This is a genomic window from Paracoccus sp. NBH48, from assembly GCF_015390265.1.
GTDB lineage: Bacteria > Pseudomonadota > Alphaproteobacteria > Rhodobacterales > Rhodobacteraceae > Paracoccus > Paracoccus marcusii.
In genome coordinates this window covers 228786-247541 of the sequence record NZ_VUOJ01000004.1, presented here as the reverse complement: position 1 = coordinate 247541, position 18756 = coordinate 228786, and the positions used below count along the sequence as shown (strand labels likewise).

The following is an 18756-nucleotide window of genomic DNA, read 5'->3' as shown; positions in this document are numbered from 1 at the left end:
CACACCCAAGGAGAGACCCTATGACCTTCGAGAAAATGCGCGCCGTATCGCTCGGCCTTCAACCGTTCAGCCGCCTCGACAGCCCGCGCGAGGTGGTGCGCCAGTTCACCCCGAACTGGTTCGCCGCCACCATGGGCACCGGCATCCTGTCCATCGCGCTGGCGCAAACCTCGTTCCGCGCGGTGGGCGAGGCGCTGTGGATCCTCAACATCGGCCTTTTCGCGCTGTTCACCGTGCTTTACGCGGCGCGGTGGGTGTTCTTCTTCGACGGGGCGCGCCGCGTCTTCGGCCATTCGGTCGTGTCGATGTTCTTCGGCTGCATCCCGATGGGGCTGGCCACGATCATCAACGGCCTGCTGATCTATCACGGCGCGGTGGGGCTGGCGGAAACGCTGTGGTGGATCGACGTCGCGATGGCCGCCGCCTGTGGCATCGCCATCCCCTATCTGATGTTCACCCGCCAAAGCCATTCCATCGACCAGATGACCGCCGTCTGGCTTCTGCCCATGGTCGCGGCCGAGGTGGCGGCAGTGACGGGCGGGCTTCTGGCCCCGCATGTCGGGAACGGCCTGACGGTGCTGTGGGTGTCTTATACCCTCTGGGCGCTGTCGGTGCCCATCGCGATGAGCGTGCTGGTGGTGCTGGTCCTGCGCCTTGCAATCCACAAGCTGCCGCATGCGTCGATGGCGGCCTCGGCCTGGCTGGCGCTTGGCCCCATCGGCACCGGCGCGCTTGGCCTGATGACCCTGGGCGAAGCTGCGCCCGCCATCTTCGCCGCGCACGGGCTGGACGCCTATGTCGGCGCAGCGCAGGGCGTCGGTCTGATCGGCGGGATGATCCTGTGGGGCTACGGCCTGTGGTGGTTCGCGATGGCTGCCCTGATCACCGGGCGCTACCTGCGCGAGGGGCTGCCGTTCAACCTCGGCTGGTGGGGCTACACCTTTCCCATCGGGGTGTTCGCGGTGGCGACGCTGAAGCTGGGCACGCTGATGCCCATCGGCTCGATCAACGTCTTCGGCCTGATGCTGGTGGCCCTGCTGGCCGTGATCTGGACCATCGTGGCCACGCGCACCGTGCGCGGGGCGTGGCGGGGTGATCTGTTCGTCGCTCCTTGCCTGAAGAAGGATTGAGATGATCGCAACACGGCGCACCGTTCCGGCGGGTGCTGCCGCCCTGATGCTGTCAGCATAAGACCGCAAAACAAAAACTATAAGCGGCAAATAATGCTTCGCATCCCTCGCGGCTCATCTATCGAATGCTAGGCAAAGCATTTCCTTCAGTTGGTTGAAGGCTTTGCTTATGCCAGTTCACCAAAGCAGACGCTCACGGGGGCTGGATAGGTCGACACAATGCGGGACGGTGCGGAGCGGACGGTCAGGGATAGACACCCGTGAAGCGGCTCTGATAACGCGGCGCGCAAAAGGAGGCTGTGGACACGCCAACCTCTTTTCATGCTAGGCTCAAAAGTAAGATCAAAACCTTTGGGAGGAGGCACAGTGATGATGGGTGATTTCAAGATAGGCCGTCGAAGCCTGCTGGCCGGAAGTGGTGCCATCTTGTCCGTGATGGCCAGCGGTGTCCGTGTGCAAGCTCAGGAAAGTGTGACGGCCCTGCCTGACTATGTCAGTTGGAAGGACGCCGATGCACTGATCGTGCACTCCAACAGCACGATCGAGATGGAGCGGTCTGCGTTTGGAACCTCTGCGTTTACGCCTGAGGACAGGCTGTATGTCCGCAACAATGTGGCACCGCCTCCTGCTTCCATTCTTGACGATCGCGATGCATGGGAAGTCAGCATCGACGGCGTGGCAGAGCCTCGGAGCCTGACGCTGGCCGAACTGAAGACAATGGGGATCACGACTGTTGCCATGGTCCTGCAATGCTCCGGGAACGGCCGTGCCTATTTTGAGCACGAGCCGTCCGGCACACCTTGGCAGGTTGGTGCTGCAGGCTGCGTCATGTGGACGGGTGTGCCCTTGAGAGTTGTGGTTGACGCTCTGGGGGGAGTTGCGGAGGGGATGGAATACGTGACCGGCACGGGTGGAGAGACGCTTCCCGAAGGACTTGATCCGCTGACATTGCTCGTCGAGCGGTCGGTGCCCCTGGATGCGCTCGATGATATCTTGCTGGCGTGGGAGCTGAATGGGGAGCCGATTTCCCTAGCCCATGGCGGTCCGCTGCGCATGGTCGTCCCCGGGTTTACGGGCGTCAACAGCGTGAAATACGTCACCAAGGTCGCCATGACCGCGGAGCAGTCGCCAGCGCTGATCCAGCAGACGCGCTATCGGTTGCAGCCTGTGGGTGAAGAAGGCGGCCCGGACCATCCGTCGGTCTGGCAGATGTCGGTCAAATCCTGGATCACCGGCCCGTTGGATGCGACCCAGGCTGGTCGCGTTCAGGTCACGGGTGTGGCGTTCGGCGGAACAACCAACGTCGCATCAGTCGAAGTATCTGCGGATGATGGCCAGACGTGGAGCACAGCAGAGTTCATCGGACCTGATCTCGGGAAATTTGCGTGGCGTCCCTTTGTGGCACAGATGGATCTGCAGCCCGGCACGTATCGGCTGGTCAGCCGGGCCACGGATGCGGACGGAAACCAGCAGCCTGAGCAGACTGAGCCCAACGACCCCGGATACAACCATAATGGGTGGCGCGCGCCAGGCATCGAAATCGAAGTGGCATGACACACGCGGCTGGCGGTTCGTGCCGGACACCCCTCAGATCAACGGAAAACACATGAACAAGACACTGAGTGCCGCGGCCATTTTGCTTTCATCCTTGTCAGGTATGGCTGTAGCTGAAACAGACTCTGCCCGGATCGACATGGGCAAGGCACTTTTCACACAAGGGGCAGAGCCGTCCTGCTCGATCTGCCATACCCTGGCCGATGCCGAGACAATGGGAGAGATCGGGCCGAACCTCGACACCATGCGTCCCGATTATGACCGCGTCATGCGGGCGTTGGTGAACGGCGTCGGACCGATGACGCCGTATGATAGCCTGACGGACGAGGAGTTGGACGCTCTGTCCCACTATGTCGCAAGCGCGACCAAGGCAGACAACGTCGAGCCCTGAGATGATCGATGGCTCTTCTCCACGACGGAACTGAACGAAAAACCCCCCGCTTGCAGGCGGGGGGTTACGTTTAGCGTCTTGCTCATTCCATCGCCGTTCAAGCCGGGACTTCAGGCTGACGATGAGGGTTCGCATTCAATCGCATTGCGTTGGACAGATCTGCGGTCAGGTCAGACCTCATGCTTTAGAGATGCTGGATCGTGGACCCCTTCAGCGGGTCCAGCCTTCGGTTTCCATCAGCGCCTGCGCCTCGTCCGTAACCAGAAAGTCCAGAAAGGCCTGCGCCTCCGGGTCAGCATCCGGCGCGATGGCGACGTTCAGGTCGCGCCAGATCGCGCGGTCCTCGGACAGCGATACGGCCTCGATAACGTCGGGATTGCGCGCGGTCCAGTCCGGCCAAGTGATCCAGGCATCCGCGTCCATATCGGTGAACGCCTTGAAGCTGGCGCCCGACCCGTGCTCGAACGCCACAATGTTGCGGCGCATGCCCACAACATCGTCCAGGTTGCCCGTTCGCCCTGCGATATCCTCCCAAACTCCGGTGCCCGATGTGTTGCCGACGCCGGCGCCCTCGGTCACGACGATCTTGACGCCGTCGGCCAGAAGATCGTCGAAGCCGGTGATGCCCTTGGGGTTGCCGGCCTTCACCGCGATGATGGCGGGACGCAGGTAGATCGGCTGAACCTGATCGGACGAGAACGAGGTGTAGGTTTCCAGAAACGCCGTCATCGACTGCTCGGACGTCCCCCAGATGATGTCGGCATCGGCCTGCGCCTGATCGGACCATGTGGGTTCCGGTCCGAAGGTGATTGCAACCTCGGTGCCCGTTTCGGCCTGCCAGACATCGGCGACCTTCTGCAGCGCGCTATGCGGCCCGCCCGCACCATAAAGACGCACAACGCCGTCGCCAGCTTCACGCGCGATCGCGGGCGCATCCGTGGCTGCGTCCTGGGCAAGGGCGGGGGTGGTCAGGGACAAGCTCATGGCCAGAAGGGATATCATTTTCATCAAGGCACTCCGGTCGAACAGGATCGCGTCGGCCTGATGCCGACGCCATGTGACGTCTAGAACGCTGCAGCTGGCGTAAACGCCCGAACGGCTTCGCCGTTTTCTGCCATTTCTACGTCACTCTTGCGTGTGGGGCACGGCTGACGCGTGATAAATGCTGACTAGTCAATTCGATCAAAAGGTCAGCGCTGACGCTGGCGCGCAGGAACGCATCCGCTGCGCAGCTGACATCGCCCTGTGTCGACGTAACGCCTGAGAGCCGGCGTGCCAGCAGCGCGAAAAGGCCATCGTCGCCGAATTCGTAGCGGCGTTCGAGTAGGTGTGTGTGAGTGGCCGCGCTTTGATAAGAATATGGGATGACGAGCGGCTGCTTCCGGACTCTAGACCTGTAAATATCAGGAATCTTTAGCGGCGGCTTTCCGCCCAGCACGTCGCTGATGCTGCAATTGCGAACGGTCTTAGCGTAGGCGCACTCAATGGCCGAAAGGTCCGCAAAGCAGCCGGTCGCCTGTCGTCCTCATCCGTCCGCTATGCGGGACCTTCCTGCCGTTCGCTGCACTTGCAGCCTGATCACTGCTGAACGAAGTGGAAAAGGCTTGGGTAGATGAAAGCGGACTGTAAGAACCAGAGAGGTCTATCTGCAGGTTCGCGGTGTCAGACCAAAGAGATGGCATGAACTTCAAGCCGCTTCTTTTCTAAACGGTGAGTATCACCGGCTGAGGATGTGCAGCTCGATCTCTGGAAACTGCACCTTGAGAAGTTCAAGTGCCTCGAGCGAGGTCAGTTCGAGATAGGCCTGGTCATCGGCCCAAAAGGCCATGTGCGGCTCGGGCGAGAACGAAGTCATGTATTCATGTAGGTCGTTCATGGTCTTTCGGCTGATCGGTCCGACGGCAATATTGATGATCATGGTTGGGTCTTTCTCAAAATATCGGATAGCCTAAAAATGGCGGTAATCTCATCCCTGGCAGCTGACGCAGCGCAGGAATGTCGGATCAAGGCTCAGACGCTCGAACGGGATCGGCTGTCCGCAGTCCTCGCAAAAACCGAAATCGCCGGTATCGATCCGCCCGAGAGCCGCGGCGATGGCCCACATGCGGCCGTGGCGGCGCGCCTCGACGGCGCTGGCCATGGCCAGGTTCTGCATCGCATCCATCCGTGACAGACGGCCGATGCTCTGCTGGTCCAGTTCAACAGACTTGCGGCTCTCCGCCGTGTCATCGGATGCCTGCTGTAGCTCGGACAGTTCCAGTCTCAGAAGCGGTGCAAAATAGGCCGCAACATCCTGGGGGTCCAATCGTCTCACCTCATGGCTCAGGGTTGATCCGTCGGAGTGCCTGCGCCCGGTAGGCCGGACGCGGACTGTTCGCGTGAGTAATGTCAGCGATAGAGCAGGACGGGATCTTGACCGCCTGTACCATCGCCGTTGTGGTCGAGCCGATGATCAGGTTGCGGATACGGCTATGACCGTAGGCCCCCATCACCAGCAGATCGAAGCCCTCGGAGGCCACGATGGCCTCGAGCGCTTGGTCCGGCTCACCCTGGACGGTGCGCGCCGTCGCGGACAGGCCAGCCGCGCCCAGAGCAAGGACGGCATCGTCCATACGCGCACCGATCGGGCCGCTGCCATTGTCGACATAGAGGAGCGTGATCTGCAGTCCTTGGAAGACCGCGCTTTTCGACATGCGCTCAATGGCCTTCATGGCCGACGGGCTGCCGTCATAGGCGACCAGCACCTTACCGATCTGCTTGAATGCCCGTGAGGCGACGAAGACCGGCACTTTTGACGCGCGCACGATCCGTTCCAGGTTCGACCCAAGGTGACCGGCGGCAAAATCCGCGCCCTCGCCGCGCTTACCGATGACGATGGCGCGAAGGTCGGGCTCCACCTCCTGCACCGCCTCCAACAGATCGCCCTTGCGTAGATGAGGGACAACCGGTCCGACGCCATCGGCTTCGAGGATTTTCTGGGCGTCCTCCAGGATTGCCCGGCCCTTGGCCTGTGCCAGCCGGGCCCGGCTTTCATCCGCGGCGGTCAGTTCGTCCAGCAGCGCAGATCTGGCACCTAAGGTCAGCGCCCCGGACAGGTTCTGGGCGCTGCCGCTTTCGCGGCGCCCCATGACGTGCATGACATCCACGGTGGCATTCAGCCGGCCCGCGATCCAGGCTGTATGGTGACAGACGCTCTCCGAATAGGCCGAGCCGTCCAGCAATGCGAGTATTTTGTTGGTCATCGTCATCTCCTCCCTCAATGTGCCATCAGCTTGTCGATCGCACCGGGCTTGTCATGGATGGCAAGCTTGTCGACCAGCGTTTCGGACGCCTCGTTCATGCCGATCAGCTCGACATCAGCGCCTTCGCGGCGGAATTTCAGGATCGCCATGTCCAGGGCTTGGACCGAACTGATGTCCCAGATATGCGCGCGGCTGACGTCGATGACGACCTTTTCTACGGTTTCCTTGAAGTCGAAGGCCTCGGCAAAGTCTTCGGACGAGCCGTAGAACAGCTGACCTTCGACGATGTAGGTCCGCTCACGCCCATCCGCCGACAAAGACTTGGAGATCCGGAACAGCTGGGCGATCTTGGCAGCAAAGAAGATGCCGGACAGCATCACGCCGACCAGGACGCCGATGGCCAGGTTGTGGGTGTAAACCACGGTGAAGACCGTCGCGATCATCACCACCGAAGATGAGCGCGGATGGGTTCGCAGATTGCCGATCGACGACCAGCTGAACGTGCCAATAGAGACCATGATCATGATCGCGACAAGCGCAGCCATGGGAATGATGGCGACCAGGCCACCGAGGCCCACCACCATGATCAGCAGGGCCACCCCCGCGGTAAAGGACGACAACCGCCCCCGCCCGCCAGATTTGACGTTGATGATCGACTGACCGATCATCGCGCAGCCCGCCATGCCGCCGATGAAGCCGGTCGCTGTATTGGCGATGCCCTGACCCACGCACTCCTGATTGCGGTTCGAGCGGGTATCCGTGAGGTCATCGACGATGTTCTGCGTCATCAGGCTTTCCAGCAGGCCGACAATGGCGACCGCGATGGAATAGGGCAGGATGATCATCACGGTCTCAAGGTTCAGTGGGATATTGGGGATCAGAAACACGGGCAGCGTGTCGGGCAGTGCGCCCATATCGCCAACGGTGCGCACATCCCAGCCCGTGAACCAGACCAGTGCTGTCAGAACCACGATGGTCACCAGCGGCGACGGGATCGCCGTCGTGATGCGCGGCAGCAGGTAAATGATTGCCAGCCCGGCCGCGACCAGCGCATAGGTCAGCCAGGTAATGCCGGGAACGGAAAGGTCCAGCTCGGTCAGCTGAGCCATGAAGATCAGGATCGCCAGCGCGTTCACGAACCCGGTCATCACCGATTTCGAGACATAGCGCATGAAACGGCCCAGCTTCAGAAGGCCCGCGCCGATCTGCAGAAGACCCGCCAGCACGGTCGCTGCCAGCAGGTATTCAAGCCCATGATCACGCACCAGCGTGATCATCAGGACGGCGGTGGCCGCGGTCGCGGCAGAGATCATGCCGGGCCGACCGCCGACGAAGGCGATCAGCACCGCGATGGAAAAGCTGGCATAGAGCCCCACCTTGGGATCGACACCGGCGATGATGGAGAAAGCGATGGCTTCGGGGATCAGGGCCAAGGCCACCACCACCCCCGCAAGCACATCGCCGCGGACGTTGCCGAACCACTGGTTCTTGTATTCGGAAAGAGAGATCATGAATGGTCCAATACCCTGTCATGGAGGGCCCTTTTCCTTCGGGCGGTCCAAACTGTTGGCAGGGTTCATCAAAGGATTATCCGGCGGATTGGCGGCCGGAAGAGCCACCCGGGCTCTCACCGGGTCCTTGCGCTTGCTGATGTAAGGATGAGCCGATCATGCGATCAGCTCACCCCGGTCTCATGGCTCGTGAAGCGTATCTTCTTGCCCGCCTTCAGGAAGGAAGAACCGGTCGTCATTGGCCAGGTCGATGAATCTATCTGCCAGCGCCACCAGCGGTGGCGGAGGTGCGATGCTGTTGGGAACCGAAAGGCTGGAGATCAGCGTCACGGGCACGTCCAGCACCGCCAGACGTTCCAGAAGCGGGACCAACTTTGCATCCCCCGCCAGCATCACAAGGCTATCGCCTTTTTCCGCAGCCGTCAGGGCATCGGAAGCCAGGGCCACGAGGTTGGAACCGTAGCGTTCGCGGACATACCAGGGCTCGTTGAAGTCATCGGTGCCGTGGCGCTCGATGTCGTGGCGCTCCAGCCATTCGAAGAACCGCGCGGTCCGGGTCTGTTCGGCGCTGTCGCGGCTGTCTCGATAGTAATGCGCCGAGACAGTCGTTCCGTCCGCGCTGAAATGCGCGACCAGTCTCTGGAAATCGATCAGCCGACCAAGCTTGGTCTTCAGGCGATCGACATGGCTGCCGTCGATCAAAAGCGTCGTTCGCGCCAAAACTGGCGTGTCTGTGTTCATGGGGTTCTTGTAACTCGCCCGAGCATGCCCCGCGTGTCGCGGATGGCGCATTGGAGGACGTGTAGCTCGGTCAGGTTGCCGGGGGATAGGCGCCCGGAGAAGCCATCCCATCGCAGTCGACGGGATCCGATTCGCAGTTCTAATGCCATATCGGACCGGGTTTCACAACCACGTGCTTTGCCATGATACAGGGCCGGGCCGTCGATCGTTCGAAGTGCCTACCGCGATCTTTGTCCCGACCTTCCTCCGACTGCCTGCCAGAATTTAGGGTCGATTTATCGACGGGCTTCCGTATGCTCACGCCAAAAGATGAACGACGGGCATGCGAGAAACGACATGTCCGCGTCGAGCAGAAAGACAGTGACAGTGATGAAATTCGTATCCATGTTCAGTCCGTGGCGCCAGGCACTGGTCGTCATGGCGTTGATGGTCACGCAGGCCAATGCGGCACCGTTCGCGGCCTATGTGATGGACGCGCGCACCGGCGAGGCCATCTATCAACAGAATGCCGACACCAGGCTGCACCCCGCGTCCCTGACCAAGATGATGACGCTCTACATGACATTCAGCGCCGTCGAGCGCGGCGATGTCCGGCTGGACAGCAAGTTCAAGATTTCCAGAAACGCCGCGAACGAGCCGCCTTCAAAGCTGGGCCTGCGTCCCGGCCAGGAGATCGAGCTGCGGTATCTGATCCGCGCGGCAGCAGTCAAATCGGCAAACGACGTTGCCACTGCGATCGGGGAGAACCTGGCCGGCTCAGAGGAAGCATTCACCCGGCAGATGACCCAGATGGCTCGGGCGCTTGGCATGAACAACACCCAGTTCCGCAACGCGCACGGCCTGACCAGCGAGGGGCATTACTCGACCGCCCATGACATGAGCATTCTGGGGCGGCACCTGTTCTACGACTTTCCGCAATACTACAATCTGTTCTCGCGCCGCTCTGCCGATGCGGGCATTGCGCGTGTCTCGGCCACCAACCGTCGTTTCCTGGATGCCTATGACGGGGCCGACGGAATCAAGACCGGATACACCCGCGCGGCTGGTTTCAATCTGACCGCCTCGGCGCGACGCGGCAACAAGCGGCTGATCGCGACGGTCTTTGGCGGCACGTCTACCGCACAGCGCAATCAGACCGTTGCCAAGCTGCTGGACGACAACTTTCCCCGCATTCCCGATCGCGTGCGTGAAACCCCGCCCCAGGCTCCTCAGGTCCGGACCGTGTCACGCCGCGCACAGGTGACAGCCAGCGCCGCCGCGACCCGACCAGAGCCGCACCGGATGGTCCTTCAGGCCTCCCTGGCACCGATTGCCCGTCCGGCCGGTCTGGCAGGTACGCCTGAAAAAGACGCACCGTCGCGGTCTGATCGGCTGGCCCTGGGCAGCAGTCCGCGACCTGACAGCCGCGCAGGTGTCGGAACTGTCGGAGCGAATACGACCTCCGCTACAGATATGCAGTCAAAGAGGCGCCCTTCGGCGCTGGCCTTGGCAGCATCGTCCCGTCCCGGCACGAACCCTCGTGCGCAGGGCGCGGTCCTCGCATCAGCGAATGATAGCGACGGCTGAGCGCAGGGATCGTCAGAAATCCGCTTTGAGCTTTCTGCTGATCCCGAAGCAGAGCAGCGTGATGGCTCCGCACCACAAGCCTAGAAACAGGCTTTGCGTGGGAAAATCGATGCCCGCATCGATCAGCATGCCGGTGATGCCGGGTCCGATGGCGGTCGAGATGACCATGATCGTGGTGGCCAGCGATCGGATCGCGCCCAGATGCGCCGTGCCATAGAGCACCGGAAACAGCACCCCCCAGAGCGAACTGGCCATGCCTTGGGTGATGCCCACCACCCCAAGAGCCACATACCAGACCCATACCCCATCGGCAGGCCCGATCAGGGCGACGCCAAGGCCCATGGGCACGACCAGAAGCGGCAACAGGCGTAGCGGTCCGAACCGGTCTGCCAGCCAACCAGAGGTGAAGGCGGCGATGACAGTGGCTACGCCGAACGCGGTATAGCCGGGGGCCATTTCCGGCAGGGTCCACCCCTTCACGTCCGCGATATGCGCCTGATGAAAGAAGATGACCGTCGAAATGAAGCCCGGTGTCAGCAACACCGGCAGCAGAGCCGGAAGCAACCAGTGCCGCGCGGCGTCCCGGCGGCGCCATTGGCGGCCCATGAGGCCGGGTCGGGCAATCTGGGCCTGATGTTCCACCGGGTTCCGTCCCTTGGACAGCAGCAAAAGCAGCAAGGGGATCACGATCAGGCACAGGACGCCGGCCACGACCAGCCAGGTGCTGCGCCAGCCGATGCCGCCGATCATCATCACCACCAGCAGGGGAACGAAGATCTCTCCGGCAGGGTGGCCCAGGTTCGTCAGGGACACGGCCTGGCCGCGGCGGGCCTCGAACCAGCGCCCCATCGCCGTCATCGCCATGTGGCTGAACATTCCCTGCCCGCAGAACCGCAGCAGGAAAAGGGCAACGCCCAGAACCGCGACCGATGGGGCCCAGGCAAGGGCGACGGCGGCCACGGCGAACATCAGCGTAACGGCCGGGGCCAGCCGCGACAGGGGCACCGTATCAGCCAGTGAACCGCGCCAAAACATCAGCGCCGCCGCAGACAAGGTGGCGACCGTGTAAAGGCCGCCCCAACTGCCATCCGTCAGACCGTGACGATCCTTGATGAAGTCTGCAAACAGCGAGATGAACCACGTCTGCCCGAACGCCGACGTGAGGGTCAGAAGAAAGCCCGCAGCCAACCACCGCGCATTGTCGCGCACAAACTGGATCATTCTGCCTCTGCCTTGAATGTCGGAATTTGCATGACCTGCAAGAACGGCTTCTCTCACAGCCAGTCTTGCGAATGCAATCAGCCATGCGATCGTTACTTGCGGCAGGGCCGATCCATCAGAAACAGCCGGGATGATGCCGCAGCCCATCGGCCCGTCATCGAGCACTGTTGATCTTTGGGCATTTTTCCGTCTATGAAGGAGCCAGACGCAAGGACCCGGTGCAATCCCGGGTGGCTCTTCCGGCCGCTCATCCGCCGGATCATCCTCTGATAAACCCTGTATGACAATCGGACCGTCTCTGTGGAGACCCTCCGGTGCAGGGCATTGGACCGCGTATGATCTCAAGATCCAGGTGCCGGAACCGGCGAGTTCTCAAGGTCCGCAGCGAAATGCTGCGGCGGCCATGGCCGCTTGGAGTTTGGTGCCGTTCGCAAACCGATCTCAATCGCGCAGTGATCCCACCCGTCGAGGCGGCTGCTGCAGATCCACCACATTTTTTATGAACGCAAAGGAGCCTCCCTTGCCTGGCACGCCACGCATGGTCAAGATCGCCTACGTTACCGACCGCACCTTCCTGAAGCCGACGCTTCTGTCCGTCTGGAGCCTGCTGCAGCACCTGCGAGGAGACGCCGAACTGCACTTCTGGGGCGATGGCCTCACGTCTGAAGACTGGGCGAATGTCGAGGCGGTTACTGCTGGACACGCAGGGCTTACCTTAGTGTGCAAGGATATCGGCAGCGGATACCTGGAAGGCGCACACGGACCGACGGATTACATCTCTGCGGCCACGATGGGCCGCCTGTTCATCCCGCGGCTGATCGACAGCTATGTCCTCTATATCGACGGCGATACGCTGGTCACGGGCGATGTTGGGCCCTTGTTCCAGTTTGATTTGAAAGACGCCTATGCTGGCGCGGTTCGTGATTATCACATCACGCATTGGCTTTCCGAGCCGGAAAAGACGACGGCGGACCGGGCTGCACGACTGAGGGAAATCCGGCAGTTCATGGACCCGGCGCGTGTCGAGGACTACTTCAACGCGGGCATCCTTCTCCTGAACTGCGACGCGCTTCGGGCGCATCCCGCTCTGTTGGCACAGATGGAAGACGTCGTCGCGGCATCGGCCTGCACGCATGGGGACCAGGATCATCTGAATGCCCTGTTCGCGACCGATGTGCTGCAGCTGGATCCGGCGTGGAACGCCTCCTGGGGGCGCATCCGCCGGCACAGGGGGCTGCTAGCCCGATCGGGATCGGCCATTGAAGGGGGGGGGCCGGACCGCCCCGTCATTCTGCATTATCATGGGCCGAACAAACCTTGGCGGGACCGCCGGTGGGACGTCTGGTCCTCGCGCGGCCGTGCGACGCTGCTCTATCGGCGTGCCATGCACCGCTTCGTGCGGCAGTATCCCCACCTAAAGCCACACTGATCCTCGGTGTGGAACCGGCTCAACGCCACCCCCATCAGATCACTGCGGGAATTCGCCTGACATGTCCAAGCATCCAGACCCCATGGCCGATAGCGCACCCCGCGCACTTCTTGTCGGGCACTTCTCGACCGTCGGCGACGTCGAGGTCCTGCGACAGACGGAACGTCAGTTGCAGACACTGGGGATAGCCTATGACGTCACGCCCTATACCGACGCCCGCGAGGCGGTCGACAGCACCTGGCTGAACCGCTTCACCTTGGACCCCACGCGTTACTCGCACCTGTTTGTCATCTGCGGTCCGTTTACCCCGGCGATGGCCGTTCAGCACGAAAGCATCTTCGGTCGCTTCAAGCACTGCGTGCATATCGGGGTGAACCTGACGATGGTCGAACCGCTGTCGGCCTTCAATCCGTTTGAGGTCCTTCTGGAACGGGACAGCGACAGGACCGTGCGCGCAGACCTGAGCTTTCGCGAGGCGCCGTCCCGTGTTCCCGTCGTTGGGCTGTGCCTGACCGGGTTCCAGAAAGAGTATGGCGATCGCCACCGGGGCGCACTGGCCGAGGAGAAGCTGCGCCGGCTGATCGCAACTTCGGGGGCGGCGTTCATCGAGATGGACACGTCCGTGCCGGCTGCCACGAACCGGTTCGGCCTGTCGAACGCGGCACAGTTTGAATCCATCTGCAGTCGGCTTGACGTCATGCTGACCACGCGGCTGCATGGCATGGTGCTGGCCCTGAAAAATGGCATACCGACCATTGCCATCGATCCCGTTTCCGGCGGCGACAAGGTGACCCGCCAGGCACACAAGCTGGGGTGGGACGAGGTCTTCGATCCTGATCAGGTCAGCCACATGGATCTGCTATCAGCACTGGAGCGGTGCCTGTCTGAGGCGGGACGTGCAGACGCGCGGCTCGTGCGCGAGAGTGCCATCGCATCGCTGGACGGCTTCGACGAGGAATTTGCTGCTGCACTGGACGCTCATCCCAATCCCAGTTTGCGCGATGACCTGATACCAAGGGTCGGGCGGGTTCGCGCATTGCGAAAGCGGTTCAAGGCGTGGAAGCGGCGCCGGCGGGCTCAGAGCCGCGGGTAAGAAGACACTTGTCTCCCAGGTGAGCAGTTCACCAAAAACTTGAGCCAGTTCGGTTCGGCAATTTCTTCTCTGCTTTGACTAGGCAGTCGTCGTACACCGGCAGCATGGGGCAAGCGGATACTGAACGGCTGCTAAAGGTCGACTGCACGTGCTGCACCTGCATTCGCTGCGGCAGCTATGAGTGTCGGCGATGGGCTCTTCGCGTCGATGCTGCCTGGCAGTCGAGAGGCTGCTTTTCAGAGATATGGTGATCGCGGGCACCGCGATCGCTGATCCAGGAGACAGCCGCGCCTCCGCTTCGCTCTGGCACCGCTGACGATCTTTCATTTCTTTTTTCCGCCTGCCATCCGGCCGGCGATCCGAACACGGGCTCTGGTGCCGCTGCGCGTCAGCCTCCACGGAGAAATCCGGTTCCTCCCACGCGCGGGGCGCGCGGGTCCCTCCCAATTTCACCGCTCCGGCCCCGTGTGTCAGATCGCCGGCCGGCCGCAGGTCGGCACCCGGGTCTTGATGGATGGCAACGGCCGGTGCATCGACAACATCTTCATCGAACGCCTCTGGTGGTCCCTAAAGTATGAATGCGTTTGCGGGGCGCATTCCAAGACCTGCAGGCATCGCTCTATTCAAACTAGCCTTTTACGCAGAGTGGGGTATTCCAAACCGAACGATCACAGGCTGTTTTTCGCGTTACAGGATGATTTTGACCGTCTGCCCGATAGAGGAAGTTCGATTTTGGCACACGTCCATGCTACTGTCTCTGCATGAACATTCTCGGCATTGATTTCACAAGCAGCCCCTCTCGGCGCAAGCCGATTACTTGTCTTCGGTGCACACTAGAGGGAGATCATCTGCTCACGCAGTCCCTTGAGGAGTGGTCTGACTTTGACGCGTTCAACGCAGCTTTGGCGCAACCCGGGCCGTGGATTGCAGGAGTTGATTTTCCTTTCGGTCAGGCCCGCCGCTTTGTCGAGACTGCCGGCTGGCCATCGACCTGGGAGGGATATGTTCGACACGCGAGCCAGCTTGGCCGCGACGGCTTTCGCGGAGCATTGGAAGCGTACAAAGAGAACAGGGCTGCGGGCGATAAAGAGCATCGTCGTGCAACCGACAAGCAGGCGAGCTCGATCAGTCCACAGAAGCTTTACGGCGTGCCTGTCGGTCTGATGTTCTTCGAGGGTGCTCCCCGTCTTCTTGCTTCAGGCGTGACCATCCCTCACCTCCATGCCGGTGATGCGCAGCGTGTCGTCGTTGAGGCCTATCCTGGCGTTCTGGCCCGCCAATTTATCGGTCGCCGTAGCTACAAGAACGATACGCGCAGCAAGCAAAATTCCGATCAGCGGCAGGCTCGCCATAGTTTGCTTCATGCTCTTCGTGACGCGGCGCCAGCGCGATACGGCTTCGACGTCATCGCCCCCGATAACCTGTGCGACGATCCGGGCGCCGACCATCTCGACGCTCTCCTCTGCGCCGTTCAGGCTGCTTGGGCTTGGCGGCAGCGTGATGCGAGGTTTGGCGCGCCGGATGTCGTAGACCCATTGGAAGGATGGATCGCCGATCCGCACATTTCCGATCGTCCTCCTGCGCACCAGTACCCTCAGCCTGCTGTTGCAGTGGCTCATCATCCAGAAAGTCACGAACTGGATGACTGGGCGTCCTACGGCCCCAAGAACGCGGAGATCAGCCAGCTCGTCAGTTGCCTCGCTCTGGAACATGGACTGCGGGTCCGCGAGATCGAGGATCTGATCCTGCAGGCACTGAAGGACCGGCTTGCCCTGGAAGAGACCTGTCCGAAATCGTGACGCTGCACTCTTTACAGAAGGTGCGTTTCGTCAAGAGTTGAGGATGACGGAGCCAGCAGTTGCAGGGGGAGGATCGCATGTCTGAGCGGCGTGCCAACCGGCGTTTCGTCAAGAGTGATGGGATCGCACCCGTCGATGCTCATCAGCGCCCGCGCGATTACCTGACGCCGGATGAGATGAGGCGGCTGCTGATCGCGGCCCGGTCCGGACGGCACGGACCGCGCGATCATGCCATGCTGCTCCTCATGTATCGACATGGGCTACGGGTCAGCGAATTGATTGCGTTGCGCCGCAGTGATCTTGATCTGAAAGCGGGACATCTTTGGGTTCACCGCCTGAAGCGCGGTCTTGCCACCAGCCATCCGCTGGCAGGCAATGAGTTGCGCGCGATCCGGCGCCTTCTGGTCGGACGGCAGGACAGCCTGTCCTGGCTGTTCCTGTCCGAGCGCGGTCAGACATTGACGCGGCAGGCCGTCAACTATCTCGTGACGGTCATTGCGGCACGGGCCGGGCTCGGGGCTGTCCATCCGCACATGCTGCGCAATTCCTGCGGGCATGCCTTGGCCCATGCCGGGCGCGACCTGCGCCTGATCCAAGATTATCTTGGCCATCGCGATCCCCGGCACACGGCACGCTATACCAGAACGGCAGCGACGCGCTTCGAAGGGCTTTGGTAGTATTCCAATCCGATCGTGATGCTGAGGATAAGCCGTTGGTTCGATGCGGTCAGGTCGTCATCTTCATGAGCTTATGAACAACACGATGACAGTTCGCGCAGAGGCACTGAAGGTCTGCAAGTCTGGTGCGATGGCCAGCTGTCATTTCCGAAATGGTGGTGGCATTGTGGTGAACCTCAATGCAAGCCTCACCCTCCGGTCCGCCATAATGGTCCATCGGATCGAAGTTACATTTTTCGCAGAAGAGCCTTCCGTGCTCTTGTCGGAATGAGTCACGTTTGGCCTGCGCCGCGCCCCGTGCCCGCTCGCGGCGGAGGTGGTGGACCAGTTGCTGACTTCCCTCCGACCACGTCAGATCTTCAGCCGTGAATTCTAGAATAACAGGCAGTTCCTGATCCTTCGGAACAACGGCATAACCGGCCCTTCGAAGAACTCTGAAACAGGGAGTGCCTTCTCCACCCGAGAAGTGGCTCGGCAATACTGAATAGCCTAGCGCTAGCGTCGCGGCACGCCCGAAAACGACCTTAGGTGGGAGGCGTTCGCCGTCATCCGTTATCAGGTCGAACGAGCGTGAGTCCGTAAAGGGTGACGACCATCCCTGATCAAGGGTATCAAAAACGGCTTGGCGCACATGCTCGGCAGTCACTTCGTGCAGCCTTGCCGAGGGCAGTCGACCTGCAGAGGCGTTAGGGTTGTCTGTGCGTGTTGCTCCGCCGTGAGAGAGAAGTCGCGCGAAGCCTGTTTGCTCTGCCTTGTTCAGTACCGCGGACGGGAAGTATCGGCGGGATTTAGAGCCTTTGGCTCCGCCCGCTTGATCACGAAACTCCTGATAGCGTTTCCCGTGGCACGATCGCAGAGCAATGAAGCCCTCATGCAATAGAGAGCCTTCCCTGACCGGGATTTTCTCTCCAGTAATCTCAATCAGGAAGTTAGCTCGCGGGCTTGACATGCCAATGTCCAGTTACGGCCGAGGGGCCTATCATCAGGGTGTTCAGGTGATTTTGCCGATGGTTTACGACATTCTAAACAGCTCATGACCTATTTACACCCATTTGTCTGTGGCCCTAACTGAACGTCGTCACAACTAGTGTAGAACAATGCCTTGGAAGGATCTTGTCCAAAGCGCGGTTATTCAACAGGTTCGTTACTTCTTTAAGGCACGTTGCGCAGTTTGCCAGTGAACACCGGCTGACTTTGCGGCATAATTGGTTGTTGACTTCTCGCCGTAAGCTTTGTCGATCAGATCGATTTTATATTTCTTTTTGCTATTCCGGGGTGGCACTTCCCGGCCGGTTATTTTGATCCATCGAGAGATTGTATCGCGCGTTACACCGTGCCGTCTGCTGAGTTCTCTGAATGAATGATGGTCGTCCCAGTCACGCCCTACGTCTTCATAAATATCGATTCCGGCAGCCGAAAGCGCCTTTATTGCCCCATTGCGGTCAAGGATAAAGAGGTTTGCAAATTGCACCAGTGATCCCAGATCATTGTAAAGCTTGCAGACTTCCTCTGCCTCAGGAATTTCTCGTGAGACGTGGCCTCTTTGCTGCATAGTTAAGCTGCTATGAAGCCACGGCGATTTCTTGGAGAAACTTATCTGCTGCCACGCATTTTCAAAATCGGATGCAATACTGGCCAGCTCTTCGGCTGAAAGAACTCTCCGACGTCGCCTTAGGTTTTGCAGCGGCGAAACTTGGCCGCAGTCGCTTTTGTCCGAACGTGTCGCCTGTGTCTCATCGATCACTGCATCGGTAGAGGAGTGCCGCGGCAATGCGGCTAAGGAGCCTTCGGCCCGATCTTCCATCACCGGATCAGGTGCAGCGTTTTCGGGGAATTGCTCCGCGGTCACGTCGTTGGTCCATCTTGCTTGTAAGCTCCACAATCGTGTCTTGCTTCTCACCATACGCCAAGATTTTTCGTGACTTTGGCCCCCGCCTCTCACTTTGGCCCGGTCCCGCACGGGCCAAAGTGAATGAAGTGCAAGCCGGATGACGGAAATGGTTGCCATGTGATTCGTTTTTCGAATCTCTGAGCAGAGAGCAACTACGCGGACCAAGGACTTGCAGCAGCCCATGAAGGTCAATCTCGAACACCACGAGCTTCTCAAGTGTCGGCTTCGGCTGACGGGATCTTCGATGGCGAAGATCGCCCGGCTACTCGGCATTTCCCAAAGCAGCGTCACAGTGGTCAGCCAGGGATATCGACGATCGCATCGCGTGCAGCGAGAGATCGCGGAACAGCTCGGCACGACCCCAGAGGAGCTCTTTCCGGACCGCTACATCTCACAGGAGGGTCGATCAGCCGAAAGTAGCTGACAACGGGACATGAAAAAGGGGCACCTGCTGGTAACAGGATCGCCCCTCTTAGATGTCGATTGAGACCCGACACCAAAGTCATCCCCC

At 60.7% G+C, this 18756-nt stretch carries 18 protein-coding genes and 3 other annotated features; of the genes, 9 read left to right on the top strand and 9 right to left on the bottom strand.

The genetic code is table 11. The annotated features are described in order from the left end of the window. Positions 1 to 20: 20 nt before the first annotated feature. The 3 genes from F1642_RS08055 (at position 21) to F1642_RS08045 (ending at position 3075) form a co-directional block, all read left to right on the top strand. The gene (locus F1642_RS08055; RefSeq protein WP_042250311.1) at positions 21 to 1130 is read left to right on the top strand and encodes a TDT family transporter; all 1110 of its coding nucleotides are present in this window, start codon (positions 21 to 23) and stop codon (positions 1128 to 1130) included. A gap of 369 nt (positions 1131 to 1499) precedes the next feature. Beyond that, complete coding sequence (locus tag F1642_RS08050) at positions 1500 to 2684, top strand: sulfite oxidase (protein ID WP_042250312.1); 1185 nt, start codon at positions 1500 to 1502, stop codon at positions 2682 to 2684. Positions 2685 to 2736: 52 nt separating this feature from the next. Further along, on the top strand, positions 2737 to 3075 hold the full coding sequence (locus F1642_RS08045; protein WP_042250314.1) for a cytochrome c: 339 nt from the start codon (positions 2737 to 2739) through the stop codon (positions 3073 to 3075). Between the two features lie 210 nt (positions 3076 to 3285). On the opposite strand, the gene F1642_RS08040 is transcribed toward F1642_RS08045, so the two are convergent. The 6 genes from F1642_RS08040 to F1642_RS08015 all read right to left on the bottom strand — a co-directional run bounded on the left by F1642_RS08040 (position 3286) and on the right by F1642_RS08015 (position 8569). Beyond that, the gene (locus tag F1642_RS08040; protein WP_042250316.1) at positions 3286 to 4083 is read right to left on the bottom strand and encodes a substrate-binding domain-containing protein; all 798 of its coding nucleotides are present in this window, start codon (positions 4081 to 4083) and stop codon (positions 3286 to 3288) included. Between the two features lie 709 nt (positions 4084 to 4792). Further along, positions 4793 to 4993, bottom strand: coding sequence for a hypothetical protein (locus F1642_RS08035; protein WP_194885962.1), 201 nt, complete (start codon positions 4991 to 4993; stop codon positions 4793 to 4795). Between the two features lie 48 nt (positions 4994 to 5041). Then, positions 5042 to 5380, bottom strand: coding sequence for a TraR/DksA family transcriptional regulator (locus F1642_RS08030; protein WP_194885961.1), 339 nt, complete (start codon positions 5378 to 5380; stop codon positions 5042 to 5044). A 10-nt stretch (positions 5381 to 5390) separates the two neighbouring features. Beyond that, the gene (locus F1642_RS08025) at positions 5391 to 6317 is read right to left on the bottom strand and encodes a universal stress protein (RefSeq protein WP_194886247.1); all 927 of its coding nucleotides are present in this window, start codon (positions 6315 to 6317) and stop codon (positions 5391 to 5393) included. Between the two features lie 14 nt (positions 6318 to 6331). Next, positions 6332 to 7828: a SulP family inorganic anion transporter gene (locus F1642_RS08020; RefSeq protein WP_194885960.1), complete on the bottom strand. Its 1497-nt coding sequence runs from the start codon at positions 7826 to 7828 to the stop codon at positions 6332 to 6334. A 74-nt stretch (positions 7829 to 7902) separates the two neighbouring features. Then, positions 7903 to 7958 (bottom strand) — a sequence feature (sul1 is cis-regulatory element that is thought to sense ions involved in sulfur or methionine metabolism; They are found in Alphaproteobacteria). A 50-nt stretch (positions 7959 to 8008) separates the two neighbouring features. Then, on the bottom strand, positions 8009 to 8569 hold the full coding sequence (locus F1642_RS08015; protein WP_194885959.1) for an NYN domain-containing protein: 561 nt from the start codon (positions 8567 to 8569) through the stop codon (positions 8009 to 8011). A gap of 72 nt (positions 8570 to 8641) precedes the next feature. Next, positions 8642 to 8700 (bottom strand) — a sequence feature (sul1 is cis-regulatory element that is thought to sense ions involved in sulfur or methionine metabolism; They are found in Alphaproteobacteria). Between the two features lie 205 nt (positions 8701 to 8905). Between F1642_RS08015 and F1642_RS16485 the strand changes: the two genes are divergently transcribed. Further along, positions 8906 to 10135 carry a D-alanyl-D-alanine carboxypeptidase family protein gene (locus F1642_RS16485; RefSeq protein WP_370582833.1) on the top strand — a complete coding sequence of 410 codons (1230 nt, stop codon included), beginning with the start codon at positions 8906 to 8908 and terminating at the stop codon, positions 10133 to 10135. Between the two features lie 12 nt (positions 10136 to 10147). On the opposite strand, the gene F1642_RS08005 is transcribed toward F1642_RS16485, so the two are convergent. Next, positions 10148 to 11503 carry an MFS transporter gene (locus F1642_RS08005; protein WP_255522270.1) on the bottom strand — a complete coding sequence of 452 codons (1356 nt, stop codon included), beginning with the start codon at positions 11501 to 11503 and terminating at the stop codon, positions 10148 to 10150. A 61-nt stretch (positions 11504 to 11564) separates the two neighbouring features. Beyond that, positions 11565 to 11620 (top strand) — a sequence feature (sul1 is cis-regulatory element that is thought to sense ions involved in sulfur or methionine metabolism; They are found in Alphaproteobacteria). Between the two features lie 274 nt (positions 11621 to 11894). Here F1642_RS08005 and F1642_RS08000 point away from each other — a divergent pair. The 4 genes from F1642_RS08000 to F1642_RS07985 all read left to right on the top strand — a co-directional run bounded on the left by F1642_RS08000 (position 11895) and on the right by F1642_RS07985 (position 16354). Continuing rightward, positions 11895 to 12785: a glycosyltransferase family 8 protein gene (locus F1642_RS08000; protein ID WP_194885958.1), complete on the top strand. Its 891-nt coding sequence runs from the start codon at positions 11895 to 11897 to the stop codon at positions 12783 to 12785. 82 nt (positions 12786 to 12867) lie between these two features. Further along, positions 12868 to 13878 carry a polysaccharide pyruvyl transferase family protein gene (locus F1642_RS07995; RefSeq protein ID WP_194885957.1) on the top strand — a complete coding sequence of 337 codons (1011 nt, stop codon included), beginning with the start codon at positions 12868 to 12870 and terminating at the stop codon, positions 13876 to 13878. Between the two features lie 761 nt (positions 13879 to 14639). Then, complete coding sequence (locus F1642_RS07990; protein ID WP_084693806.1) at positions 14640 to 15677, top strand: DUF429 domain-containing protein; 1038 nt, start codon at positions 14640 to 14642, stop codon at positions 15675 to 15677. 77 nt (positions 15678 to 15754) lie between these two features. Next, positions 15755 to 16354 (top strand): tyrosine-type recombinase/integrase, encoded by a 600-nt coding sequence (locus F1642_RS07985; protein WP_194885956.1) that lies wholly within the window; start codon positions 15755 to 15757, stop codon positions 16352 to 16354. Positions 16355 to 16403: 49 nt separating this feature from the next. Here F1642_RS07985 and F1642_RS07980 read toward each other — a convergent pair whose 3' ends face one another. Together F1642_RS07980 and F1642_RS07975 are read right to left on the bottom strand one after the other, a co-directional pair. Next, positions 16404 to 17303, bottom strand: a complete 900-nt coding sequence (locus F1642_RS07980; RefSeq protein ID WP_194885955.1) for a hypothetical protein — start codon at positions 17301 to 17303, stop codon at positions 16404 to 16406. Positions 17304 to 17498: 195 nt separating this feature from the next. Next, the gene (locus F1642_RS07975) at positions 17499 to 18203 is read right to left on the bottom strand and encodes a helix-turn-helix domain containing protein (RefSeq protein ID WP_194885954.1); all 705 of its coding nucleotides are present in this window, start codon (positions 18201 to 18203) and stop codon (positions 17499 to 17501) included. Positions 18204 to 18426: 223 nt separating this feature from the next. On the opposite strand from F1642_RS07975, the gene F1642_RS07970 reads away from it, so the two are divergent. After that, the gene (locus F1642_RS07970) at positions 18427 to 18669 is read left to right on the top strand and encodes a helix-turn-helix domain-containing protein (RefSeq protein WP_046000476.1); all 243 of its coding nucleotides are present in this window, start codon (positions 18427 to 18429) and stop codon (positions 18667 to 18669) included. Positions 18670 to 18756 lie beyond the last annotated feature (87 nt).